Origin of the sequence: Paraburkholderia sp. BCC1884 (assembly GCF_900996225.1) — a bacterium.
Classification (GTDB): Bacteria; Pseudomonadota; Gammaproteobacteria; order Burkholderiales; family Burkholderiaceae; genus Paraburkholderia.
In genome coordinates, this window is record NZ_CAAJGL010000090.1 from 398,142 (window position 1) to 421,802 (window position 23,661).

Consider the following 23,661-nt stretch of genomic DNA (forward strand, 5'->3'; position numbering starts at 1 on the left):
AGCTTTGCAATTGCAACAACTCCTGTTTGGCAGGGAGAAAGGCAAGTGATCTGCGCCATCGCACAGCAGAAGGTTGCATGGTCCCGATGAGCCGGCATAGCGCGACCCAATAGGCATAGCGTAAATGCCCGAAGGAAGACAAAAAAACGCGGCGCCGACTCCGACTTATCCACATCCCCCTTTGGACAACGTTTGTAAAACCCATCTGACTCACTGTGGGCGAAACCTTGATAAACGGTTCACCGTGCCGGGTCGTCCAAAAGTTTTCCCTGGCTCCGTCCTGCTATCCGCCCGGGCTCCGCACGGTTGTCGATTCCGCAGCCTGTTGATCCATAAGCGAAGTTTCAGGTTATCCACAACCAGCCGCGATGCTTGTTAACTATTACTACGTATACATATACAAAGACTATAAAAACCAGAGAGGCAGGCGAAAGCCCGCTGCGCAGATGAGCAGCGGACAAGCGCAAGTCCACTACACCGTCGGCATCGAACCCAAACCCCTCAAACCAACGGCAAACAAATCTCCGTCACCAACTCACCAGGCGGCGTGTCCTTCGGGCTGTTCAAATACTCCTCGAACACTGGCGCATCTGCCGCCTCCCGCCCGGACTGCACGAGCCAGGTCCCATACAGCCATTCATACGCCGCACGCATATCGCTGTATGGCCCGGTATGCTTCAAGGTCGCGTACTGTCCGCCTCTGACATGCGCCACCGAAACCGGCGGACTCACTGTCACCGACATCTGAACCGGATGGGGCAACAGCACCCCGGCTTTCGAACGCAACGCATCTTCATCCACGACGCCTGGATCGTCGTAGTAAATCCCGATCATGCGCATCTGCGCGGCCAGCAAATTGTGTTTCGCCAACCAGCCGAACAAACCATCGAAAGCCTTGCCGATCTGCATATACGGTCCAACGTGATCGACCGACAGCACCTCCATCGGCTCCACATTCCGAATCACCACTTCACGCGTTGTCATTTGAGCGTCTCCTGAAAGCGCCGGATGAAACCGGCTATGTGTACCTTGCTGGCGATACTGCGCCGGCGGCACGCCGAACGCCGCGCGAAAAGTGCGTGTGAACGACCGATGATTGCCGCAAAAGGACTCCCTGCGAGCAAAAGTACCACGCGCGCATTAACCAAATCCTGCGAATTTCATCGCAGACTCATCACCCGCTCAAGTTTGCCGAATTTCGATAACACCTCGAATAATGGCCCGCTACCATCGGGTGAAGTCTTATCCGTCGGCATCCGCAAAGCCTTGCTTTGCCGAGCTAGCGGCTACATCAGGGAGTTTCCGATGAAATCAGATCAGCACGCGGATCAAGTCGCGCATCGCGAGCCGATCCAGTTCAGCGGCCAGACGCTCACCGCGAACACCGTGACGATGTCGGTATTTGGCGCTATCGTGATGTTTATCGTCAGCTTGTTGTCGCTGTTCAGGCTGCGCCGTGCCGATCCGGACATGGAGCGCCCGTCCCGCGCACCGCTATATCTGTTCTTCCCAGCGTTCGACCTGATGGCCGAGGTCATCGCGTCTGGCGACGATGGCGTACTTCAATTTTCTGGTGGCGATCGCGTTCGCAACTTTTCTCGCGCTGGGCTACGTCTACTTTCTTTTGACGAGTCAGCAGCGGGAAGAGGCGCCGTCGGACACCCTGCTCGAAGAATGACGGATCGAGCCGCTGCACGAGCAGCGGCGATGGAGTCGACAGCATGAGCTACACCGAGACGATTGGCAGTCGCACGTACCGCTTTGCCGATCTGAAAACCCTGATGGCGAAGGCGAGTCCCCAACGCTCGGGCGACCAGCTCGCGGGCGTCGCCGCGGCGAGCGAGGAAGAGCGGGTCGCTGCCAGGATGGCTCTCGCGCAAGTGCCGTTGCGCACTTTCCTGAATGAAGCGCTGATCCCGTACGAAAGCGACGAGGTCACGCGTCTCGTGATCGACGACCATTCGCCGCAAGCATTCGCCGAGATCTCACATTTGACGGTCGGTGATTTCCGCAACTGGTTGCTGAGCAACACGACGGATAGCGACGCGCTCACGCGCATCGCGACGGGCCTCACTCCGGAAATGGTGGCGGCGGTGTCCAAGCTGATGCGCAATCAGGATCTGATCGCGGCAGCACGCAAACGTCCGGTGATTACGCGCTTCCGCAATACGGTCGGTTTGCCGGGGCACATGTCGGTTCGTCTGCAACCGAATCATCCGACGGACGATGTCAAAGGTATCGCCGCCTCGATGCTCGACGGTCTGATGTACGGCTGCGGCGACGCGATGATCGGCATCAACCCCGCCAGCGACAATCTCGCCGCGATCACGCGACTATTATCGATGATCGATGACTTCCGCCTACGCTATCAAGTACCGACACAATCGTGCGTACTGACTCACGTTACCAACACGATCGCGGCAATCGAAAAGGGGGCGCCGGTCGATCTGGTGTTTCAATCGATCGCGGGCACAGAGAAAGCGAACGCGGGTTTCGGGATTTCACTCGCATTGCTCCAGGAGGCCTACGAAGCGGGACTGTCGCTGCAACGCGGCACTGTCGGCAATAACCTGATGTACTTCGAGACAGGGCAGGGCAGCGCGTTGTCGGCGAATGCGCATTTCGGCGTCGACCAGCAAACCTGCGAAGTGCGCGCCTACGCAGTGGCGCGCAAGTTCAACCCCTTCCTGGTCAACACCGTCGTCGGCTTTATCGGCCCGGAGTATCTTTACGACGGCAAGCAGATCACGCGCGCCGGTCTCGAAGACCACTTCTGCGGCAAGTTGCTGGGCGTGCCGATGGGTTGCGACATCTGCTACACGAATCACGCGGAAGCGGATCAGGACGATATGGACAACCTGCTCACGCTGCTCGGCGTAGCGGGCATCAATTTCATCATGGGCATTCCGGGCGCGGACGACGTGATGCTCAACTATCAAAGCACCTCCTTTCACGACTCGCTTTACGTACGCGACGTGCTCGGCCTGCGTCGGGCGCCGGAATTCGAGGAATGGCTGGAGTCGATGCAGATCACCGACGCGCGCGGCGCACTGCTAAGCGTGTCGGCACAACAGCCGCTGCTGGAAGGCGCGCGCGACTGGATGGGGATCGCATGAGCGACATCCTCGAAAAGAATCCCTGGGGTGCGCTGCGCGAGTTCACCAACGCGCGGATTGCATTGGGCCGCGCCGGCAACAGTTTGCCGACTGCGCCACTGCTGGCATTCAATCTATCGCATGCGCAAGCTCGCGACGCCGTGCATCATCCGCTGGATACCGACGTATTGCATGAGCAACTCCATGCGCTGAACTTCAAGACGTTGGACGTCCACAGCGCTGCGCCGGATCGCGAGCGTTACCTGCGGCGCCCCGATCTCGGCAGACGCCTGTCGGACGAAAGTCGTGCGGCGCTCGGCGCATTTCAAAGCGATTCCCCGGAGGTCGTGTTCGTAATCGGCGACGGTCTATCCGCATTCGCCGCGTCGAAGCAAGCCATTCCGCTCTTGCAGGCGGTCTGCGCAAAACTCGCGGACTGGAAAATCGGCCCGGTCGTGGTTGCGCGACAGGCGCGCGTGGCACTGGGTGATGAAATCGGTGAATTGCTCGATAGCAAGCTGGTGGTGATGCTGATCGGCGAGCGTCCAGGTCTGAGTTCTCCCGATAGCCTCGGCATTTACCTGACTTACGGGCCGAAAGTCGGCTGCAGCGACGCGCAGCGCAACTGTATTTCCAACGTGCGTCCCGAGGGACTCGACTACCCGTTGGCCGCACACAAACTTCACTATCTACTCACGCACGCGAAGCGCCTGGGTCTCACCGGCGTGGGCCTGAAAGACGACAGCGACGCGCTGCTGGAGAGCGCGCCGACGGCGCGCGCTGTGAGCGATGCCTCGCAGCAAGCAGACACGGCATAAAAGCCGCTCAGTTCTTGACGCGCTCCACCGGATGCGTTTGCAGCCAGGCGTTCTCGTCATCCTCGAAGATCCGCGAGCGGGTCAGAAAACGTAAGCCGCTGGGACGCTCCAAAGAAAACATGCCGCCGTTGCCCGGCACGGCATCGATGATCAACTGCGTGTGCTGCCAGTATTCGAATTGCGATTCGCTCATGTAGAACGGCACACTGGCAATTTCGCCGAGTTTCACATCGGACGAGCCGACCATGAACTCGCTCTGCGGGAACATCATCGGTGCGCTGCCGTCGCAGCAGCCACCGGATTGATGGAAGAGCACGGCGCCATGCTCCGCGCGCAGCTTGTCGATCAGCTCGACGGCGGCCGGCGTGGCGATTACGCGATCCACTTCTTTCGTATCAGTCATCACATTCCTCGCTGAAAAAAGAGCGAGCCGCGCAAGGCGGCCCGCTCGTACAGGATCGTGATACTTAGAAGAAGCCCAGCGGCTTGTCGCTATAGCTGACGAGCAGGTTCTTGGTCTGCTGATAGTGGTCGAGCATCATCTTGTGATTTTCCCGGCCGATACCCGATTGCTTGTAACCGCCAAATGCCGCATGCGCCGGGTAGGCGTGATAGCAGTTGGTCCATACGCGGCCCGCCTGCACTTCGCGGCCAAAGCGATAGGCGCGCGTGCCGTCGCGGGTCCAGACGCCGGCGCCTAAACCGTAGAGCGTATCGTTGGCGATCTCGAGCGCTTCTTCTTCGGTTTTGAAGGTCGTGACCGACACCACGGGTCCGAAGATTTCTTCCTGGAAGATGCGCATCTTGTTGTGACCGCGGAACACGGTCGGCTTGATGTAGTAGCCCTTGCTCAGTTCACCATCGAGCCCGTTACGTTCACCGCCAATCAGGCACTCGGCGCCTTCCTTCTTGCCGAGATCGAGGTACGAAAGAATCTTCTCGAGTTGCTCCTGCGAAGCCTGCGCACCGATCATCGTCTTCGTGTCGAGCGGATGGCCTTGCGTGATGGCAGCGACGCGTTTCAACGCACGTTCCATGAAGCGGTCGTAGATCTTCTCGTCGATCAGAACACGCGACGGACAAGTACACACTTCACCCTGATTCAGCGCAAACATCGTAAAGCCTTCGAGCGCTTTGTCGAAAAAACTGTCGTCCTCGTTCATCACGTCGGCGAAGAAAATGTTCGGGCTCTTGCCGCCGAGTTCGAGCGTCACCGGAATGATGTTCTGGCTCGCGTACTGCATGATCAGGCGACCCGTGGTGGTTTCGCCGGTAAAGGCGATCTTGGCGATGCGCTTGCTCGACGCGAGCGGTTTGCCGGCTTCGAGACCGAAGCCATTCACCACGTTCAGCACGCCCTTGGGTAGCAGGTCCTGAATCAGTTCGGCCAGCACGAGAATCGAAGCCGGGGTTTGTTCGGCCGGTTTGAGCACGACGCAATTGCCCGCTGCCAGCGCCGGTGCGAGCTTCCACACGGCCATCAGAATCGGGAAATTCCACGGAATGATCTGGCCGACCACGCCGAGCGGTTCATGAAAGTGATACGCGACAGTGTCGTGATCGATCTCGGAGATCCCGCCTTCCTGGGCACGCACGGCGCCGGCGAAATAGCGGAAGTGATCGATGGCGAGCGGAATGTCGGCCGCCATGGACTCGCGCAGCGGCTTGCCGTTGTCGATCGTCTCGGCCACCGCAAGGCGTTGCAGGTTGGCTTCCATGCGATCGGCAATGCGCATCAGGATGTTCGCGCGATCCGCGGCCGAGGTTTTGCCCCAGGCCGTTTTGGCACGATGTGCTGCGTCGAGCGCGAGTTCGACATCGGCTTCGCGCGAACGCGGGATCGATGTGAACGGCTCACCGGTGATCGGCGATATGTTGTCGAAGTACTCGCCGCCCGCAGGCTTTACCCATTCTCCACCGATGAAATTCTCATACTGCTTTTTATACGGGAATTCGGTGGTCAGAAACTGCATCTCCGCGTGATTCATCTGTGTGCTCCTCACATGTATGAATGGGCTATATTCGGCGCGATATTTCGCTTGGCCGCGAGGGGGATGAGCCAGAACTGTGCCAGTGCACCGGACCAGTGAAGCGTGCACGCGCGGCAAGCGTCCGCGTAAGCAATCGAGCGTGCGTTGTTCAAGTCGCACGGCCGGAGCGTCCCGATTCGGAGCAGCGTGCGCAGTCCTGTTCACAAATTGAACAATGCAGCGACGTATGCAGCCGGGTCGAATTTCACGCGCAACAATTTGCAAGCGTCGGTGCTGGCGTCACTGTTCGACGTTGGCGCATTAACGGCTGCGGAAACGGCCGCATTGCCGACGCGTGGGCGTCGTCAATCGATCGTCGCGGAGGCGCGCGAGTATGGTTTGACCAATCGCGATCGTGTGCGGGCCTATTTACGCAGCAATCGCAATCCGTTGCCCACCACCAGCAAACTCGCGCCGACATCGGCGAATACTGCCATCCACATCGTGCCGAGGCCCACGACGGTCAGCACGAGAAACACGCTCTTGATGCCGAGCGCCAGCGTGATGTTCTGCACCAGCACCGAGTGCGTCGACTTCGACAAGCGGATGAATTGCGGAATCTTGCGCAGATCGTCGTCCATCAACGCGACGTCGGCGGTTTCGATCGCGGTGTCGGTACCCATCGCGCCCATCGCAAAGCCGATGTCGGCGCGAGCCAACGCCGGCGCGTCGTTGATGCCGTCACCGACCATGCCGACGGTCGCGCCTTTCTCGGACCACTGTGCAACAGCCCCAAGCTTGTCTTCCGGCAACTGATTGCCGCGCGCTTCGTCGATGCCGACCTGCCGCGCAATCGCCGCAGCGGTGTGCGGGTTGTCGCCGGTAAGCATCGTCGTGCCGACGCCAAGGCGTTGCAATTCGGCGATGGCGGCACGGCTCGTTTCCTTCACGGTGTCGGCGACGGCAAACAGCGCGAGCACGCGCTCGCTGTCGATCAACATGACCACGGTCTTGCCTTGCCGCTCAAGTGCGTCGAGCTTCGCTTCAAGCGACGCCGAGCAGCGCCCGAGTTCCTCGACCAGCCGATGATTGCCGAGCCAGTACGGCGCGCCGTCAATCTCTGCGCGCACGCCGCGTCCCGCGATGGCTTCGAATGCGTCGACCGTCACGCTCGCCAGGCCTTCCGCTTGCGCGGCCGCCGCGATGGCCGTCGACACCGGATGATCGGAGCGCCCCGCGATGCTTGCCGCGAGCGACCGGCAGCGCACGACATCGACGTCGGCGAGGATCTCGAACTCGGTTTGCACGGGCTTGCCGTGCGTGATCGTGCCGGTTTTGTCGAGTGCCAGCCGACTCAGCTTGCGGCCCTGTTCCAGGTAAGCGCCGCCTTTGATCAGGATGCCCTTGCGGGCCGCTGCGGCGAGGCCGCTCACGATCGTCACCGGCGTCGAGATCACCAGCGCGCACGGACAGGCGATGACCAGCATCACCAAAGCCTTGTAGACCCACTCCTGCCAGAGTCCGCCGAATAGCAGCGGCGGCACGACGGCGACCGCGAGCGCGACGGCGAACACGATCGGCGTGTACACGCGGGCAAATCGATCGACGAAGCGTTGTGTCGGCGCCTTGGTGCCTTGCGCTTCCTCGACGGCGTGCATGATGCGCGCAAGCGTCGTGTTGCTGGCCGCAGCCGTCACGCGATAGTCGAACGAGCCGGTCTGGTTGATCGTGCCGGCGAACACCGCGTCACCGACCGTTTTGTCGACCGGCAGGCTTTCGCCGGTGATCGGCGCCTGATCTACGCTCGAACGTCCTTCGACGATCTCGCCGTCGAGCGCGATGCGCTCGCCCGGCTTCACGCGCACCAGCGCGCCGAGTGCGATCGTTTTGAGTTCGGTGGCCAGCCAGCTGCCGTCGGATTGCTGCACGCTGGCTTGCTCCGGCGTGAGTTGCATCAGGCCCTGGATCGCATTGCGGGCGCGGTCGAGCGACTTCGCCTCGATCAATTCGGCGATAGTGAACAGCACCATCACCATCGCGGCTTCCGGCCATTGGCGCAACATCAGTGCGCCGGTCACCGCAATGCTCATCAACGCGTTGATGTTCAGGTTGCCGTTGCGAATCGCGAGCCAGCCCTTCTTGTACGTCGTCAGGCCGCAGGAGGCGATGGCGACGATCGCCAGCGCCGCTGGAACCCAGGCGGGGGCGCCGAGCCAACTGGCGGCCTCTGAGCCAGCCGCGACGACCCCGGCGAGGGCGAGCGGCCACCACGGCTTGTGCGGCACGGGCGAGGCGGCTACCGACGCCGCATCCGCTCTGGCGCTCGCCAGCTCGGGCGTGAAGTCGAGCGAACGGAGCGCGGCGAGGATCGAATCGAGCGCGCCAGGCGCGTGGACGACGGTCAAGACCCGCTGCATCAGGTTGAAATCCATGCTGCGCACGTAGGGCATGCGGCTGAACTTCTTGCGGATCAGGGCTTCTTCAGTCGGACAATCCATCTGCGTGATACGGATGGCCGTGCGCATGTCGGTGCCGACCGCCTCGGATTGCGGTAGTTGGACCGGCATTGGCGCAACGGCGCCTGACGCTCCACAGCAGCCCGCGTCTTCATGACGGTGACCGTGATCGTGCCTGTTGTGATCGTGAGCGTGACCTTCGTGCCCCTGGTCGTGAGCATGTCCGTCATCCCCATGGGCACGGGCTTTGGCCTGTTTGGGACGGTCGGCTTCCGCGTAGTCGGCTCGAGGCATGGTGGCTTCCTGGTTAGATTTGTGGTCTAGTAAACACCTTGAAGCCACTACAAGGTCAAGGCCGTCTTCGAGGAGGGTCCATGAAAATAGGCGAACTGGCGAAAATCGCCCATTGCACGACCGAAACCATCCGCTTCTACGAAAAAGAGGGCCTGTTGCCCGAAGCGGAGCGCACCGAAGCCAATTACCGCAGTTATTCGGCACGGCACGTCGAAAGGCTGCGTTTCATCCGCAACTGCCGTGCGCTCGACATGACCCACGATGAAATCCGCGCCTTGCTGCGTCTCACCGACGCACCGGCGGAGGGTTGTGGCGGCATCAATGCGCTGATCGACGAGCATATTTCCCACGTCGACTCGCGCATCGACGAACTGAAGCAGCTGAAAATGCAGCTGACCACGCTGCGCGAGCAGTGTCACGGCGAACAGGCCGTGGAGGACTGCGGCATCGTGCACGGCCTTACGGACATGGATGTGAGCGCGCCCCGCGCGCGGCATACGCATCTGGGCTGACGCGCGTCGGCGTGAAGCCGCGCGAAAATCGCCCTATTCACGGCGGGTCGCATGAGCGGCCTGGCCAATAAACAATCGAATCCAGTTGGAGAATCAACGTGTTTACCTGTAGAAACCAATCCTGCGGCGCGCAGTGGGAGCAATCGGACGTCGTCATCAAGAACGAAGGGCAAGGGCTCCTGTTCCGTTGCCCGATGTGCGGCGCGCGCAATTACGTCGAACGTTTCGACGGCGAAGATGGCTCGGTGGTGTACGAGCAGATGGAAGGCCGTCCCTCAACCGGCCCCATGGCCGAATAACCAGTTGCCTCCAGCCGACAGCGAGCCATCACCCCTATGAACAGTCCCACTCCCGCCGGCGCGCCGTTTAGCGAGTTGCCGCTAGCGCCCGCTACGCTCGCCAATCTGACGCAGCTCGGCTACCTCGAGATGACGCCGATCCAGGCCGCGAGCTTGCCCATTGCACTCGCCGGCAACGATCTGATCGCCCAGGCGAAAACCGGCAGCGGCAAGACCGCGGCGTTTTCGCTGGCGCTGCTCGCCCGCCTCGATGTCCGCAACTTCGCCGTGCAGGCGATGGTGCTGTGCCCGACGCGCGAACTCGCCGATCAGGTCACGCAGGAAATCCGCCGTCTCGCGCGTGCCGAGGAAAACATCAAGGTGCTGACGTTGTGCGGCGGCACGCCGATGCGTCCGCAAACGGCGAGCCTCGAACACGGTGCGCACATCGTGGTCGGCACGCCGGGCCGCATCATGGATCACCTCGAGCGCGGCAGCTTGCCGTTGCAGTCGCTCAAAACGCTGGTGCTCGACGAAGCCGACCGCATGCTCGACATGGGTTTCTTCGACGATATCGCCACCGTGGTCAAGCAATGTCCGAAAGAGCGGCAAACGCTGCTGTTCTCGGCGACGTACCCCGAAGGCATCGTCAAGCTGAGCCAGCAGTTCCTGCGCAACCCGAAAGAAGTGAAGCTGGCCGAGCGGCACGACAACACCAAGATCCGTCAACGCTTCTACGAAGTGACCGAGGATCAGCGTCTGCATGCAGTCGGCTTGCTGCTGAACCACTATCGCCCGGTGAGCACGCTGGCGTTCTGCAACACCAAACAGCAATGCCGCGATCTGCTCGACGTGCTGCGCGCGCAAGGTTTTCATGCGCTCGCGTTGCACGGCGAACTCGATCAGCGCGAACGCGATCAGGTGCTGATCCAGTTCGCAAACCGCAGCTGCTCGGTGCTGGTGGCGACCGACGTCGCCGCGCGCGGTCTCGACATCGCGCAACTCGAGGCGGTGATCAACGTCGACGTCACGCCGGACCCGGAAGTGCACGTGCACCGCATCGGCCGCACGGGCCGCGCCGATCAGGAAGGCTGGGCGCTGAGTCTCGTCAGCATGAACGAGATGGGGCGTGTGGGTAATCTCGAACATGCGCAAAAGCGCGACGTCGAGTGGCACAAGCTGACTGAGCTGAAACCCGCCAGCAACGAACGCCTTTTGCCGCCGATGGAAACGCTGCAGATTCTCGGTGGCCGCAAGGAAAAGATCCGTCCGGGCGACGTGCTCGGCGCGTTGACCGGCGAGGCGGGCTTCACCGGCGCACAGATCGGCAAGATCAACGTGACCGAAATGTCGACCTATGTGGCCGTGGAGCGCAGCATCGCGCGTGAAGCGCTGCGCAAGCTCAGCGCCGGCAAGGTGAAGGGCAAGAAGGTCAAGGTTCGCATGATGGACGACGCCTGATTCGAAGTCGTGGTTCCGGCCGGCTGCACGCACTGCCCGTGCAGCCGGCTCATCCCGCATCACATTACGTCATACCTCAGCTGTTTTCCGCATGCTTTGCGCGGCCTCGTTTCTTCCCCAGAAACCCCGATCTGACTGGCTCCACGCATGACGGTGCGACTTTGCACGCGCCATGACGTAAACGCATGCCGTGCATGACAAAGTTTCGATTGTGACGGTTCTTTGGCTGATGCCTAATCACTCAACCGCAAGGAAGCGCCGCGCCATGGGCTGCCCGTGTATTCCTTGCTGGCTGGAGAAAGGGAGAAAGCCTTATGCAGAGCGCCATGCAAGCCCGCTCGAAACTGCCTGATGTAGGCACGACGATTTTTACCGTGATCGGCCAACTGGCTGCGCAATACGATGCGCTGAACCTGTCGCAAGGCGCGCCGAATTTCGCGCCGGATGCAAAGCTGGTCGACGGTGTCGCGCAGGCCATGCGCGCCGGCCACAATCAATATGCACCGATGGCGGGCATCGCCGCGTTGCGCGAAGCGCTCGCCGACAAGGTGGAAACGCTATACGGCGTGCGCTACGACCCGGTGAGCGAAGTGACCGTGATCGCCAGCGCGAGCGAAGGTCTATATTCGACGATCAGCGCGTTGGTGCATCCCGGCGACGAAGTGATCTACTTCGAGCCGTCATTCGACAGCTACGGTCCGATCGTTCGCTTGCAGGGTGCGACGCCGGTGGCGATCAAACTGTCGCTAAGCGATTTCCGCGTGAATTGGGACGAGGTCGCCGCCGCGATCACGCCCAGGACCCGCATGATCATCATCAACACACCGCACAATCCGACCGCGACCGTGTTCGGCGAGGACGACATCGCGCGCCTGAGAGCGCTGACGCGCAACACGGATATCGTGATTCTCGCCGATGAAGTCTACGAACACGTGGTGTTCGACGGCGACCGCCATCAGAGCATGGCATGTCACAGCGAACTCGCTGAACGCAGCGTGATCGTCTCGTCGTTCGGCAAGTCGTATCACGTGACGGGTTGGCGCATCGGATACTGCCTCGCGCCCGCCGCCTTGATGGACGAGATTCGCAAAGTGCATCAATTCATGGTGTTTTCTGCCGATACACCGATGCAGTACGCGTTCGTCGATGCATTGGCGAATCGCGAAAGCTACCTCGGTCTGTCCGCGTTCTATCAGAAGAAGCGCGATCTGCTCGCCGACGCATTGCGCGACTCGCGCTTCGAATTGTTGCCGAGCGAAGGCACCTTCTTTATGCTCGCGCGCTTTCGTGGTTTCTCGGAAGAAAGCGATAGCGACTTCGTGCTGCGTTTGATTCGCGACGCGCGGGTCGCCACGATTCCTCTGTCGGCCTTTTATACCGATGGCACGGACTCCGGCCTGATTCGCCTGAGCTTCTCGAAAGACGACGCGACCTTGATTGAAGGTGCGCGCCGTTTGTGCGAGATTTGATGGCTCGCGAATGTCACCGATGACATCGAAACGAAATCGTAGAAAATAAGGACCTGTTTATGAAATTGCTCAAGCCTCTATTGGCACTGGCCTGTGCATTCGCGTCGCTCACGACAGCGTGCGCGGCAAGCGCCGCCGACACTTCGACATTGCGTTTTGGACTCGAAGCGCAGTATCCGCCGTTCGAATCGAAAGGGCCGAATGGTGAGTTGCAGGGCCTCGATATCGATGTCGGCAATGCCGTCTGCGCCGCCGCGCATATGACGTGCAAATGGGTCGAAACCTCGTTCGACGGATTGATCCCCGCGCTGCAAGGCCGCAAATTCGACGCGATCAATTCGGCGATGAATGCGACCGAACAACGTCGGCAGGCAATCGATTTCACCACGGTCGTGTATCGCGTGCCGTCGCAACTGATCGCGAAGCGCGACAGCGGTTTGCTGCCGACGCCCGCGTCGTTGAAGGGCAAGCGTGTGGGCGTGTTGCAGTCGTCGATTCAGGAAACCTTCGCGAAGACGCATTGGGAGCCCGTCGGCGTGACGGTGGTGCCCTATCAGGATCAGAACCAGGTTTATACGGATCTGGTGGCGGGTCGTCTCGACGCGACGCTCGTGCTTGCGCCGGCGGGGCAAACGGGTTTTCTGTCGAAGCCGAACGGCAACGGTTATGCGTTCGTCGGTCAACCGGTGCGTGACGACAAGATTCTTGGCAGCGGCATCGCCTACGGAATTCGCAAGGACGACGCGGCATTGCGCAATCGGCTGAATGCGGCAATTGCGAAGGTCCAGGCCGACGGCACGGTGAAGACGCTGGCCGCCAAATATCTCGGTGATATCGACGTCAGCGCGAAGTAATCCGGTTGCGTTGCCTGGGTCGCTGGCCGGTTTCCTTGTTGGCGATACGTTTGGCGGCTACGATAGGCAGGCCTCGCTGCGGTGGGGCCTATGCAACCATCGGAGCGCGCATGAACGCGATAACCTCGGCGGCAATCCGGCTTAAAGGCGCTTCTGCGCCGAAGTTCTGGCGCGATGACGCGTTGCCATTCATCGAGGCGCGTTCCATCGAAGATGGCCGTGAGATCTGCTACGCAAAACACTCGCACGAGACGTTCTCGATTGGCGCCGTGACTGGGGGCCGCAGCCTCTATGTGAATCGTCGCGCGCGCGAGTGGATCGGGGCCGGCACGGTCGTGATGATGAATGCGGACGACGTGCATGCCTGCAATCCGGTTGCCGATGAAGCCTGGTCATATCGCATGATGCACGTCGATTTAGCGTGGCTCAGCCGTGCTGCGCGCCGGCACCAAGCGCCACGACATTCACCGGGCCGGGAGTAATCGAACAGGCCAGCGCAAAAGCAGCCATGGAGAGAAAAGCGGTCATCTGATGCCTCGACACGTTTGCACGCAGGATTTGCGATGGGCAACGATATCCGGCGAGGGGTGGGGCGTATTGAAGGAAATGACTTTACGCGGCGGCTGGGCTCTTATGGAGGATGTTCCTACGAGCGACCGCGAGCGGCATTGCGTTGCTCAAAGTTGCCGAACTGAGTCCGGTCGCGCAATGCGGTATCCAATGAATGCGTTCAATTAGCAGCGGCACACAGCAATGCGGCAATCTTTTTTTATTCATTTTCTAGATTCCTTATGCAATCAATATAGACTCGACGGTTTGCGGCCCGGATAACTGCGCCGGTCGATTAGTTTGGGTTGCTAACCATATGAAAGAATCGAGCGCTTGGGCGAAGAATCGTGCTTGCGCCAAGCGGACGGCATCTGGGTTACGCGAAATTGAATTTATCCGACGCCGCCGGACACAAGAAGCCGTCAAACAGAGATATCGGGGGCGAAATGGCGGAACGAGCGTGGCGAAATTTCCCGCGAGTGCCTGCGGAGCCTGAACGGATTCCAGAAAGCAAAAAGCCCAGTCGCGATGACTGGGCTTTTTGCCTGATATCTTGGTGGGGCGTGACAGATTCGAACTGTCGACCTACGGATTAAGAGTCCGCTGCTCTACCAGCTGAGCTAACGCCCCCAACAGAAGCGAAATTATGCCGAAACTTTCAGAGATTGCCAAGTCCCTTTAGCAGATTTCTTAAAAAAATCCGCCACGGCGGGCTTCACGTCGCCCCTCGATATCCGTACCTGGCTCGCAACCACGCCGAAACATCGCTCCCTCCACTGTCCCGGTATCATGTCGCGATCACCTTGCCGCACGAAGCGTCGCGCGGCTTCCCACCGGGGATTGCCATGGATGACAAAGAGATTCTCGAGTTGCTCGACCGCATCCTCGCGCCGTGGGTTCGCGCGCTCACGCTGACGCCGGTCAAGGTCGACGACGAGAGTGCGACGCTACGCCTGCCGTTTTCCGGCGGTCTGCGACATTCCGGCGGCGTAATCTGCGGGCAGGTGTTCATGGCGGCGGCCGACACGGCGATGATCGTCGCGATTTCCGCCGCACTCGGCGGTTTCAAGCCGATGAGCACGGTGTCGCTGAATATCAACTTCATGCGCACCGTCCGCAAGGGCGACGTGCTGATCACCGCGCGCGTGCTGCGTATGGGTCGCAATCTGGTTTTTGGCGAGGTCGAGCTATTCGACGAAGCCGGCAACATGGCCGTCCACGCGACCACCACCTACGCGCTGCTCGAATGAGCGCCCCAGTCCCCACGCCATAAAAAGCCGCAGCAGAGGAAAAAGCCGAGATGTTCGATCAGGTCGTATTCGCCGGCGGTGGCAATCGCTGCTGGTGGCAGGCGGGTTTCTGGGACGTGGTCCAGCCGGAGCTGCATATCCGGCCGCGCGTCATCACCGGCATTTCAGCCGGCGCCGCCACGGCGTGCATGCTCTACACGCGCGACTCCGCCTGGGTGATGCGCTATTACGAAGACGCGTTGCGCCACAACACCCGCAACGCTTACTGGGGCAACCTGCTGCGCGGCGAGTCGGTGTTTCCGCATTACCGTATCTACCGGCAGGCTCTGCTCGACATCTACGGCGAGAAGTTTTCGACGCTCGCCGACGCCCCCGAAATCCGCATCGGCGTGTCGCATCTGCCGCGCTGGCTTGGCGCACGCAGCGCCGTAGCGGCGGGCCTGATCGCGTACAACATCGAAAAATACGTGCGCAAGACCTTGCACCCGACGCTCGGTCAGACGCTCGGTTTTCATCCGGAATTCGTGCGGGCGCAAGATTGCGCGAGCGTCGAGGATCTGGCGGATCTGATCCTGCAATCGTCCAGCACACCGCCTTTCACGCCGGTTCTGCGGCGCAATGGCCGGCCGGTGCTGGACGGCGGGATGGTCGATAACGTGCCGGTCGGCGCGCTCGATGCCGAGGCGCCCGGCAACGTGCTGGTGATGGTTACGCGCCTCTATCCGCGGCCCCAGATGTTCGTCGTGCCGCACGGCGTGCAGCAGCGGCTGTACGTGCAGCCGTCGCGCAAGGTGCCGATTTCGAGCTGGGACTACACCAGTCCCTCGCAGATGGTGCATGCGTACAATCTCGGCCGTGTGGATGGCGAGACTTTCCTGGAACGGATGCCCGCTCTACTGGAAGCCGGGGCGCACGAAGCCCGTTAAGACGTTCGGGACGCTTCGCGCGCCCCGAACAATCGGCTGTCCGGCGACGCTGAATTACCGCCGGCGACCGCCCTGCAACGCTTCCGGATTCGCCACGCTGGCGGTATCGCCGGCGTCGAAAGCCAGAATGTTCTGGAACGCCGCGGTGAAGTACAGCTCGTAGCTCTCGCGCTCCACGTAGCCGATGTGCGGCGTGCAGATCACGTTTTCCATGCGCAGCAGGCTGTAGCCCTGCAGAATCGGCTCGCTTTCGTAGACGTCGATGGCGACCATGCCCGGACGGTTGTGCGACAGCGCGTTCACCAGCGCGTTTTCATCGAGCAATTCCGCCCGGCTCGTGTTCACGAGCAATGCGGTCGGCTTCATGCGCATCAGGTCTTCCTGCTTGACGATGCCACGCGTGTCGTCGTGCAGACGCAGATGCAAAGACAGCACGTCGCTCTGCTCGAACAGCGCCTCGCGACTCTCGGCCACGCCGTATCCGTCGGCGCGAGCGGCTTCGCGAGAATGCTCGCGGCCCCAGATCAGCACATTCATGCCAAAGGCCTTGCCGTAACCGGCGACCAGCCGGCCAATCTTGCCGTAGCCCCAGATCCCCAGCGTCTGACCGCGCAGCACCTGGCCCAAGCCGAAGTTCGGCGGCAACGCCGACGTCTTCAATCCGGACTGCTGCCAGGCCCCTTGCTTAAGGTTTGCTACGTATTGCGGAATGCGCCGCTGCGCCGCCATGATGAGAGCCCAGGTTAGCTCCGCCGGCGCGATCGGTGAGCCGCTGCCTTCCAGCACGGCAATGCCGCGCTCCGTACAGGCTGCCAGGTCGATGTGGCTGGACACTTTGCCGGTTTGGCTGATCATGCGCAAACGAGGCAATTTATCGAGAAGTTGCGAGCTGATGCGGGTGCGTTCGCGAATCAGGACCAGCGCGTCGACTTCGGAAAGCCGGCTCGCCAGTTGGCCGAGGCCCCGGACGGTGTTGTTGAAAACTTTGACTTCATGGTCGGCGAGCAATTGAAAGCAGTCGAGCTTACGAACGGCGTCCTGATAATCGTCGAGGATGGCAATCTTCATGGTATGTGTCTTGCGGCGCACCATGGCGGTGCGAAACGGAGTGTTATGCTGACTGTCCCACCATGTGACCTAAGTCACATGCCGGACTGGCTGAATGGCTTACCGTAGAAGCTCCCGCATAGAACGGGAGCGCCACGGCAAAGGCCGATTGACATCGTTTTTAACAGTTTGTTGCGTGTTGAGGCAAGCCGCTTTACAGACGGTTGCAGAAGCCCCGCCGGCTCGGGCCTCCGCTTGACAGACTGGGTAGCCCATATGACCTGCACATCGGCGCGTCGGGGTTGCAGGAACCCGGCGTGACGAAGTGAACGCCTCTCGCATGCAGTGTCTTTTGGGCTTGTACCGTTTTTCTATTGCTTTCAAAACGGAGACAAGTCGATGAACCATCCCTCATTCGAAGGAACGCCCGCTATCGAGGCGCCAGCGTGGGTCAAACACCGAAAACTGCTCGACTGGGTCCAGCGCGTCGCCGCCACGACCAAGCCGGACAGGATCGTCTGGTGCGACGGTTCGCAGGAGGAGTACGACCGCCTGTGCGCGCAAATGGTCGAAGCAGGCACCTTGAGAAAGCTCAATCCGGCTAAACGTCCTAATTCCTATCTGGCCTGGTCCGATCCGTCCGACGTGGCGCGGGTCGAGGACCGCACCTTCATCTGCTCGCAGCGTCGTGAAGACGCCGGCCCGACCAATAACTGGATTGCCCCGGCAGAAATGCGGGCTACGCTCGACGGCCTCTTCGAAGGCGCGATGCGCGGCCGCACGATGTACGTCGTGCCGTTCTCGATGGGCCCGCTTGGTTCGCCGATCGCGCACATCGGCGTGGAATTGAGCGACAGCCCGTACGTGGTGACGAACATGCGCATCATGACGCGCATGGGCCGCAAGGTGTACGACGTGCTCGGCGAAGACGGCGAGTTCGTGCCGTGCGTGCATTCGGTCGGCGCGCCGCTCGCGGCCGGCGCGAACGACGTGCCGTGGCCCTGCAACGACACCAAATACATCGTCCATTTTCCCGAATCGCGCGAAATCTGGAGTTACGGCTCGGGCTACGGCGGCAACGCGCTGCTCGGCAAGAAGTGTTTCGCGCTGCGCATCGCGTCGACCATGGGCCGCGACGAAGGCTGGCTCGCCGAACACATGCTGGTGCTCGGCGTGACCTCGCCGCAAGGGCATAAACATCACGTGGCGGCGGCGTTCCCGTCGGCATGCGGCAAGACCAATTTCGCGATGCTGATTCCGCCTGATGGGCTGAACGGCTGGAAAATCTCCACCATCGGCGACGATATCGCGTGGATCAAACCGGGCAAGGACGGCCGTCTGTACGCAATCAACCCGGAGGCCGGCTATTTCGGCGTGGCGCCCGGTACGAGCGAAAAAACCAATTTCAACGCGATGGCCACGTTGAAAGAAAACGTGATCTTCACCAACGTGGCGCTCACCGACGACGGCGACGTCTGGTGGGAGGGCATGACCGACCAGCCGCCGGCGCATCTGATCGACTGGCAGGGCAAGGACTGGACGCCGGCCAGCGCGAAAGAGAGCGGCCGCAAGGCGGCGCATCCGAACGCGCGCTTCACGGCGCCGGCCGCGCAGTGTCCGTCCATCGATGCCGACTGGGAAAACCCGGCGGGCGTCGCTATCGATGCGTTCATTTTCGGCGGTCGCCGGTCCACGACCGTGCCGCTCGTCACCGAGGCGCGCAACTGGGTGGAAGGCGTCTACATGGCGGCGACCATGGGCTCCGAGACGACCGCCGCCGCGGCCGGCCAGCAAGGCGTGGTGCGGCGCGATCCGTTCGCGATGCTGCCGTTCTGCGGCTACAACATGGCCGACTATTTTGGCCACTGGTTGAAGACCGGCGAGCGCCTGGCGGCACTGAACGCGAAGCTGCCGAAAATCTTTTGCGTCAACTGGTTCCGCAAGGGTCCGGACGGCAAGTTCGTCTGGCCTGGTTTCGGCGAGAACATGCGCGTGCTGGGCTGGATGGTCGGCCGCATCGAGGGAACGGCGCAAGGCGAAGAACACGCGTTCGGGCTGTCGCCAGACTTCGACGACATCGATTGGAGCGGGTTGAATTTCAGCCGCGAGCAATTCGAGCAGGTGATCTCCGTCGACGATCAGGCTTGGCGCGATGAACTCGCGCTGCATGCCGAGTTGTTTGACACACTGCAACAAGGTCTGCCGCCGGCGCTGATCGAGGCAAAACGCAGTCTGGAAGAGAAACTCGTGCCCTGATTACGTGAGTATTCACTTCGCATGGAAAACCGCCTTCGGGCGGTTTTTCTTTATCCAGCCGAGCCTTGGCGCGATTTTTTCCGATTCCGCAATACTGAGGCGACCTTTACGTCTGTTCGCACAAAAATGACAGTAAAAGCTGCACTGCAGCAGATTGTTTCATTTTTCGAAACAATTGACGATGTCGCCCCATATTGGAGAGTACAGTCGCACGAAAACTGACAATATTTCCGCTTTTGCGGGCAACTTCTGCACGATTTCGCGAGTCGTAGGAGAATTCCAAGTTCGCTTCACTGGTTTTCACCAATTGTCAGGAAGCTGTAACACGGCAGGAGTTGTCTTATGGATCATTTGCAGTCGATGCGAGTTTTCGTCAAAGTGGCGGATCTCGGCAGTTTTGCCCGCGCTGCGAGCGCGATGGATATTTCCAACGCAGTTGCCACCCGTCACGTTGCCGACCTCGAAGGTCGTCTCGGAACGCGACTGCTCAATCGCACAACCCGAAGCCTGTCCCTGACCGAATCGGGTCAGGTTTATCTCGAGCGCGCGCGCCAGATTCTCGACGAGCTGGAAGACGTCGAGCAGATGGTGGTCGCGCGAAACCACGAACCTGTTGGCACGTTGAGAATCGTGGCGCCGGTGGTGTTCGGTTTGCACAACCTCGCGCCCGTGCTCCAGACCTATGCGGAGCGTTACCCGAAGGTCATTCCCGACGTCACGTTGGTCGACCGGCAGGTGGATCTGGTGGAAGAAGGTTTCGATGTCGGCGTCGTCATTGCGCGGCAGATGCGCAGCGCCAGTATCGTCACGCGGCGTTTGACTACAGGGTGCATGACGGTGTGCGCCACGCCGGCTTACCTCGAAAAGCATGGCCTGCCGACGCGGCCCGAGCACCTGCTCGAGCATCCGTGCCTGAGCCTGCCGTCCGAGTACTGGGGCGACGAGCGTGTTTTCACGGGCCCGGAAGGTGAGGTACGGGTTCGTCCGTCGAACGTGATCGTGGCGAACAATACCGAGATGCTGCGTCAATTTGCGTTGCTCGGTATGGGGATCGCGATCTTGCCGAGCTATCTGATCGGCCGGGACATGACGCGTGGCAGGCTCGTGCGTTTGCTCGGCGATTACCGTTTGCCGCAAGTCGAGATCAACATTGCGTACCCGAGCCGTCGCCACTTGCCGGCGAAGGTGCGCACGTTCATCGATCATCTGGTCGAGCATTTCAACCAGACGCCGAACAGCGTACTCGGCGAGCAATGGATCAAGGACGGCCTTGAGCGGCCCGCTACGTCGTCCGCGCTCGAATCCACGGATCACATGCCACCGGAAGCGTTCGACGGCGCTGAGCCGCTCTCGCGCCTGCTGGATAGCGAGCTTGCGCCAGTGCCAAAGGCGTTGGCCACGACGCCTCCTCGCACGCGCCCCACGGCTTTGTCACCGCTTTCCTAGCGGGCGTGTCTCGAGCGGCCGTTTCAAAGCGGGGTTGGCCGGGCGGACAACAAAAAGGCGCAGTCACATGCAGTGACTGCGCCTTTTTCATGGTGCCGACCAATCGTGCTGGACGGCGGGTTAGCGATTGATCACGCCTTCCAGCCGCCAGCTTTGGCTCAGGAGCCGGTTTTGCGAGCGGGAGCCTTCTTCGCAGGCGCCTTCTTGGCCGCCACGGCTTTTTTGGCCGCCGCGGTTTTCGTGGCCGGCGCTTTCTTCGCCGCAACCTTCCTGGCTGCCGGCACGGCCTTCACTGCGACTGCTGCGTCGTCGCCGTCGTCCGATTCCGGCGCTGCTTTCGCCGCCGCCTTGGCCGCCGCGGTCTTCGCTGCCGTCTTGGCCGACGGTTCCTTCTTCTCGAACTCGAAGCCGATCTTGCCGTCGTTCTGCTTGACGAGGAACGCCTTGAAGTTGCGGCCGGTACGCGACGACTTGAAGTTCGTCAGCAGATCGGTGCGACCTTCTTCGAGCAGTTTCGACATCTGTTCGCGCGCGATTTCCTGCTGCAGGATCACCTTGCCCGAGCGGAAGTCGCAGGTCTTCGGATTGGCAACCGAGTTCTCGCAGACATAGCTCATGCCGTGCTCGAACACACGGCCCTGGCACTTCGGACACGCGCCCACCGGTTGCTGATCGGAGAAATCAGGCGGTTCGCCGTCTTCCCCGCCCGAGTCCTGACCGAAATCGAATTCGAGCTTGAAGTTCTTGATCTCGTCGTCGAAGGAGAGCTTGAGGATCGCCGAGAACGGCCGGCCCATCTTGCTGCGGAATCCCGACAGCGGCCCAATGGTCTTGTTCTGCAGCAGTTCTTCGACTTCCGGAATTTCGAACTGGCGGCTGCCCGGAATCTTCGAAATCGAAAACTCGCATTTCGTACAGGCAAAGCGCCGGTAGTTTTCCTTCACCTGACCACCGCAATTCGGACACGGCGTTTCCAACGTCGCGTAATCGCCGGGGATCGTGTCGGAATCGTATTCTTTCGCACGCTTGACGATGGTCTGCGTCATGCGGGCAATTTCCTGCATGAACGCGTCGCGCGGCAGGTTGCCTCGCTCCATCTGCGAGAGCTTGTACTCCCACTCGCCGGTCAGTTCCGGGGCGGTCAATTCCTTTACGCCGAGGCCACGCAGAAGCGTCATCAGCTGGAACGCCTTGGCCGTCGGGATCAGATCGCGACCTTCGCGGATCAGATACTTTTCGCCGAGCAGACCTTCGATGATGGCGGCGCGCGTCGCCGGCGTGCCGAGCCCCTTGGCCGCCATTGCTTCGCGCAGTTCGTCGTCTTCGACGAGCTTGCCCGCGCCTTCCATCGCCGACAGCAGCGTCGCTTCGTTGTAGCGTGCAGGCGGTTTCGTCACCAGTTGATGCGCGGCGATCTTGTCGGTCTTGACCTTCTCGTCCTTCTGTACCGGCACGAGGTTCGCGTCTTCACCGCCAATTTCACGGCCGTAGACCTGCAGCCAGCCCGGTTCGACCAGCACTTTGCCTTCGGTCTTGAAGTGATGACCGACCACTTCCGTGATTCGCGTCGTCACCCGGAATTCGGCGGCCGGGAAGAACACCGACAGGAAACGCTTCACGACGAGGTCGTAGAGCTTCTGTTCCGGCTCGGACAGATTCTTCGGCGCTTGCGCCGTCGGGATGATAGCGAAGTGGTCGCTGATCTTCGAGTTATCGAAGATGCGCTTGTTCGGCTTCACCCAGCCCTTGTCGAGCACCTGCTTGGCGAACGGCAGATAGTTGTTGCTCTCCTTGAGCATGCCGAGCGTGTCCTTGACCGTATCCATATAGTCTTCCGGCAGCGCGCGAGCGTCGGTCCGGGGATAGGTCAGCACCTTGTGCTTTTCGTACAGCGCCTGGGCGAGGCCCAAGGTGTTCTTCGCCGAAAAGCCGAAGCGGCCGTTGGCTTCGCGCTGCAAGCTGGTCAGGTCGAACAGCGCCGGCGACAGTTGCGTGGACGGCTTCGATTCTTCCGTCACCGTGCCGATCTGGCCACGGCAGGCTGCGACGATCGTGTCAGCCGCGGGCGCCGCCCACAGACGCGAATCGCGCTTTTCCGGATCGAACTCGTCGCGCTTGAATTTCGGATCGTACCAGCGGCCTTCGTAGAAACCGGCCGCACACACGAACTCCGCCTTCACTTCCCAATAGTCGCGCGACACGAAGCGGCGAATCTTCTCTTCGCGCTCGACCACGATCGACAGCGTCGGCGTCTGCACTCGCCCGACCGTGGTCAGGAAGAAGCCGCCGCCCTTGCTGTTGAACGCAGTCATGGCGCGCGTGCCGTTGATGCCGACCAGCCAGTCCGCTTCCGAACGGCAGCGTGCGGCATCCGCGAGCGGTTGCATCTCTTCGTCGCTGCGCAGACGGGCGAAGCCGTCGCGGATCGAACCCGCGGTCATCGATTGCAGCCACAGGCGCTGCACCGGCTGCTTGGCTTTCGCGTGCTGCGCGATCAGGCGGAAAATCAGCTCGCCCTCGCGCCCCGCGTCGCATGCGTTGATCAGGCGGTCGACGTCCTTACGCTTGAGCAGCTTGGTCAGCACCTTCAGGCGCGACTCGCTCTTGGCGATCGGGTTCAGATCGAAATGCGGCGGGATGACGGGCAGATTGGCGAAGCTCCACTTGCCGCGCTTGACTTCGTAGTCTTCGGGCGCGGCGATTTCCAGCAGATGGCCGACTGCCGAGGAAAGGACGTAGTCGTCGCTTTCGTAGTATTCGTCATGCTTGGTAAAGCCGCCCAAAGCGCGCGCGATGTCGTTCGCGACGGAAGGCTTTTCGGCGATGATCAGTGCTTTGGACATGACTCGATGTGAGGTTGGTAGATCAGGGTTGATGGCCTTGAGTGCGCTTCATTTAGCGCGACCCCTCGTTTGCGACCTTTGCGACCCATTAACGACCGCTTTATAGCACACGGCGCGAAGACGACGTGTCAAGTGCA

Annotated in this window: 17 protein-coding genes, 1 tRNA gene and 3 pseudogenes; 13 read left to right on the forward strand and 8 right to left on the reverse strand. The window is 61.0% G+C overall.

Annotation, left to right across the window (positions count from 1 at the left end; genetic code table 11):
* Positions 1–501: 501 nt before the first annotated feature.
* The gene (locus FQ705_RS20630) at positions 502–984 is read right to left on the reverse strand and encodes a GyrI-like domain-containing protein (protein ID WP_144143900.1); all 483 of its coding nucleotides are present in this window, start codon (positions 982–984) and stop codon (positions 502–504) included.
* Positions 985–1,344: 360 nt separating this feature from the next.
* Between FQ705_RS20630 and FQ705_RS20635 the strand changes: the two are divergent.
* The 3 genes and pseudogenes from FQ705_RS20635 to eutC form a co-directional block, all read left to right on the forward strand.
* Positions 1,345–1,678, forward strand: a pseudogene (locus FQ705_RS20635) (ethanolamine permease); the annotation flags it as partial.
* 43 nt (positions 1,679–1,721) lie between these two features.
* Complete coding sequence (locus FQ705_RS20640) at positions 1,722–3,116, forward strand: ethanolamine ammonia-lyase subunit EutB (RefSeq protein ID WP_144143901.1); 1,395 nt, start codon at positions 1,722–1,724, stop codon at positions 3,114–3,116.
* A complete protein-coding gene (gene eutC, locus FQ705_RS20645) occupies positions 3,113–3,913 on the forward strand; it encodes an ethanolamine ammonia-lyase subunit EutC (protein WP_144143902.1) in 801 nt (266 codons plus the stop codon). The genes FQ705_RS20640 and eutC overlap by 4 nt, the downstream gene beginning before the upstream one ends.
* 7 nt (positions 3,914–3,920) lie before the next feature.
* Here the strand turns inward: eutC and FQ705_RS20650 are convergent, their stop codons facing one another.
* The 3 genes from FQ705_RS20650 to FQ705_RS20665 all read right to left on the reverse strand — a co-directional run bounded on the left by FQ705_RS20650 (position 3,921) and on the right by FQ705_RS20665 (position 8,633).
* Positions 3,921–4,316, reverse strand: a complete 396-nt coding sequence (locus FQ705_RS20650) for a DUF779 domain-containing protein (RefSeq protein ID WP_144143903.1) — start codon at positions 4,314–4,316, stop codon at positions 3,921–3,923.
* 64 nt (positions 4,317–4,380) lie between these two features.
* Positions 4,381–5,901 (reverse strand): aldehyde dehydrogenase, encoded by a 1,521-nt coding sequence (gene adh / locus FQ705_RS20655; RefSeq protein ID WP_144143904.1) that lies wholly within the window; start codon positions 5,899–5,901, stop codon positions 4,381–4,383.
* Between the two features lie 407 nt (positions 5,902–6,308).
* Positions 6,309–8,633, reverse strand: coding sequence for a heavy metal translocating P-type ATPase (locus FQ705_RS20665; protein WP_144143905.1), 2,325 nt, complete (start codon positions 8,631–8,633; stop codon positions 6,309–6,311).
* 80 nt (positions 8,634–8,713) lie between these two features.
* Here FQ705_RS20665 and cadR point away from each other — a divergent pair, with 80 nt between their 5' ends.
* From cadR to FQ705_RS20695, 6 genes and pseudogenes are all read left to right on the forward strand, one after another.
* A complete protein-coding gene (cadR, locus tag FQ705_RS20670) occupies positions 8,714–9,145 on the forward strand; it encodes a Cd(II)/Pb(II)-responsive transcriptional regulator (protein WP_144143906.1) in 432 nt (143 codons plus the stop codon).
* Between the two features lie 98 nt (positions 9,146–9,243).
* The gene (locus FQ705_RS20675) at positions 9,244–9,444 is read left to right on the forward strand and encodes a hypothetical protein (protein WP_144143907.1); all 201 of its coding nucleotides are present in this window, start codon (positions 9,244–9,246) and stop codon (positions 9,442–9,444) included.
* Between the two features lie 36 nt (positions 9,445–9,480).
* On the forward strand, positions 9,481–10,884 hold the full coding sequence (gene dbpA, locus FQ705_RS20680; protein ID WP_144143908.1) for an ATP-dependent RNA helicase DbpA: 1,404 nt from the start codon (positions 9,481–9,483) through the stop codon (positions 10,882–10,884).
* Between the two features lie 314 nt (positions 10,885–11,198).
* The gene (locus FQ705_RS20685; protein ID WP_144143909.1) at positions 11,199–12,353 is read left to right on the forward strand and encodes a pyridoxal phosphate-dependent aminotransferase; all 1,155 of its coding nucleotides are present in this window, start codon (positions 11,199–11,201) and stop codon (positions 12,351–12,353) included.
* Positions 12,354–12,412: 59 nt separating this feature from the next.
* Positions 12,413–13,207 carry an ABC transporter substrate-binding protein gene (locus FQ705_RS20690; protein WP_144143910.1) on the forward strand — a complete coding sequence of 265 codons (795 nt, stop codon included), beginning with the start codon at positions 12,413–12,415 and terminating at the stop codon, positions 13,205–13,207.
* 110 nt (positions 13,208–13,317) lie between these two features.
* A pseudogene (locus FQ705_RS20695) lies at positions 13,318–13,641 on the forward strand (AraC family ligand binding domain-containing protein); the annotation flags it as partial.
* Here FQ705_RS20695 and FQ705_RS20700 read toward each other — a convergent pair.
* Both FQ705_RS20700 and FQ705_RS20705 read right to left on the reverse strand, forming a co-directional pair.
* A pseudogene (locus FQ705_RS20700) lies at positions 13,637–13,735 on the reverse strand (LysE family translocator); the annotation flags it as partial. The pseudogenes FQ705_RS20695 and FQ705_RS20700 overlap by 5 nt on opposite strands.
* Before the next feature lie 575 nt (positions 13,736–14,310).
* Positions 14,311–14,386, reverse strand: a tRNA-Lys gene (locus tag FQ705_RS20705).
* Positions 14,387–14,601: 215 nt separating this feature from the next.
* Between FQ705_RS20705 and FQ705_RS20710 the strand changes: the two genes are divergently transcribed.
* Both FQ705_RS20710 and FQ705_RS20715 read left to right on the forward strand, forming a co-directional pair.
* The gene (locus tag FQ705_RS20710; RefSeq protein WP_144143911.1) at positions 14,602–15,006 is read left to right on the forward strand and encodes a PaaI family thioesterase; all 405 of its coding nucleotides are present in this window, start codon (positions 14,602–14,604) and stop codon (positions 15,004–15,006) included.
* Positions 15,007–15,056: 50 nt separating this feature from the next.
* On the forward strand, positions 15,057–15,932 hold the full coding sequence (locus FQ705_RS20715; RefSeq protein ID WP_144143912.1) for a patatin-like phospholipase family protein: 876 nt from the start codon (positions 15,057–15,059) through the stop codon (positions 15,930–15,932).
* A 54-nt stretch (positions 15,933–15,986) separates the two neighbouring features.
* Here the strand turns inward: FQ705_RS20715 and FQ705_RS20720 are convergent, their stop codons facing one another.
* Positions 15,987–17,000: a D-2-hydroxyacid dehydrogenase family protein gene (locus FQ705_RS20720; RefSeq protein ID WP_144143913.1), complete on the reverse strand. Its 1,014-nt coding sequence runs from the start codon at positions 16,998–17,000 to the stop codon at positions 15,987–15,989.
* Between the two features lie 378 nt (positions 17,001–17,378).
* Between FQ705_RS20720 and FQ705_RS20725 the strand changes: the two genes are divergently transcribed.
* Both FQ705_RS20725 and FQ705_RS20730 read left to right on the forward strand, forming a co-directional pair.
* The gene (locus FQ705_RS20725; protein ID WP_144143914.1) at positions 17,379–19,235 is read left to right on the forward strand and encodes a phosphoenolpyruvate carboxykinase (GTP); all 1,857 of its coding nucleotides are present in this window, start codon (positions 17,379–17,381) and stop codon (positions 19,233–19,235) included.
* A 342-nt stretch (positions 19,236–19,577) separates the two neighbouring features.
* The gene (locus tag FQ705_RS20730; protein ID WP_144143915.1) at positions 19,578–20,681 is read left to right on the forward strand and encodes a LysR family transcriptional regulator; all 1,104 of its coding nucleotides are present in this window, start codon (positions 19,578–19,580) and stop codon (positions 20,679–20,681) included.
* A 158-nt stretch (positions 20,682–20,839) separates the two neighbouring features.
* Here the strand turns inward: FQ705_RS20730 and FQ705_RS20735 are convergent, their stop codons facing one another.
* Positions 20,840–23,524, reverse strand: coding sequence for a DNA topoisomerase III (locus FQ705_RS20735; protein WP_144143916.1), 2,685 nt, complete (start codon positions 23,522–23,524; stop codon positions 20,840–20,842).
* Positions 23,525–23,661: the final 137 nt, after the last annotated feature.

Bases quoted from the DNA above. Each gene is read 5' to 3' on its own strand.
- FQ705_RS20720 (WP_144143913.1), bottom strand. From the start codon at position 17,000: ATGAAGATTGCCATCCTCGACGATTATCAGGACGCCGTTCGTAAGCTC.
- eutC (WP_144143902.1), top strand. From the start codon at position 3,113: ATGAGCGACATCCTCGAAAAGAATCCCTGGGGTGCGCTGCGCGAGTTC.
- FQ705_RS20665 (WP_144143905.1), bottom strand. From the start codon at position 8,633: ATGCCTCGAGCCGACTACGCGGAAGCCGACCGTCCCAAACAGGCCAAA.
- FQ705_RS20685 (WP_144143909.1), top strand. From the start codon at position 11,199: ATGCAGAGCGCCATGCAAGCCCGCTCGAAACTGCCTGATGTAGGCACG.
- cadR (WP_144143906.1), top strand. From the start codon at position 8,714: ATGAAAATAGGCGAACTGGCGAAAATCGCCCATTGCACGACCGAAACC.
- FQ705_RS20735 (WP_144143916.1), bottom strand. From the start codon at position 23,524: ATGTCCAAAGCACTGATCATCGCCGAAAAGCCTTCCGTCGCGAACGAC.
- FQ705_RS20640 (WP_144143901.1), top strand. From the start codon at position 1,722: ATGAGCTACACCGAGACGATTGGCAGTCGCACGTACCGCTTTGCCGAT.
- FQ705_RS20690 (WP_144143910.1), top strand. From the start codon at position 12,413: ATGAAATTGCTCAAGCCTCTATTGGCACTGGCCTGTGCATTCGCGTCG.
- adh (WP_144143904.1), bottom strand. From the start codon at position 5,901: ATGAATCACGCGGAGATGCAGTTTCTGACCACCGAATTCCCGTATAAA.
- FQ705_RS20710 (WP_144143911.1), top strand. From the start codon at position 14,602: ATGGATGACAAAGAGATTCTCGAGTTGCTCGACCGCATCCTCGCGCCG.
- dbpA (WP_144143908.1), top strand. From the start codon at position 9,481: ATGAACAGTCCCACTCCCGCCGGCGCGCCGTTTAGCGAGTTGCCGCTA.
- FQ705_RS20730 (WP_144143915.1), top strand. From the start codon at position 19,578: ATGGATCATTTGCAGTCGATGCGAGTTTTCGTCAAAGTGGCGGATCTC.
- FQ705_RS20715 (WP_144143912.1), top strand. From the start codon at position 15,057: ATGTTCGATCAGGTCGTATTCGCCGGCGGTGGCAATCGCTGCTGGTGG.
- FQ705_RS20630 (WP_144143900.1), bottom strand. From the start codon at position 984: ATGACAACGCGTGAAGTGGTGATTCGGAATGTGGAGCCGATGGAGGTG.
- FQ705_RS20650 (WP_144143903.1), bottom strand. From the start codon at position 4,316: ATGACTGATACGAAAGAAGTGGATCGCGTAATCGCCACGCCGGCCGCC.
- FQ705_RS20725 (WP_144143914.1), top strand. From the start codon at position 17,379: ATGAACCATCCCTCATTCGAAGGAACGCCCGCTATCGAGGCGCCAGCG.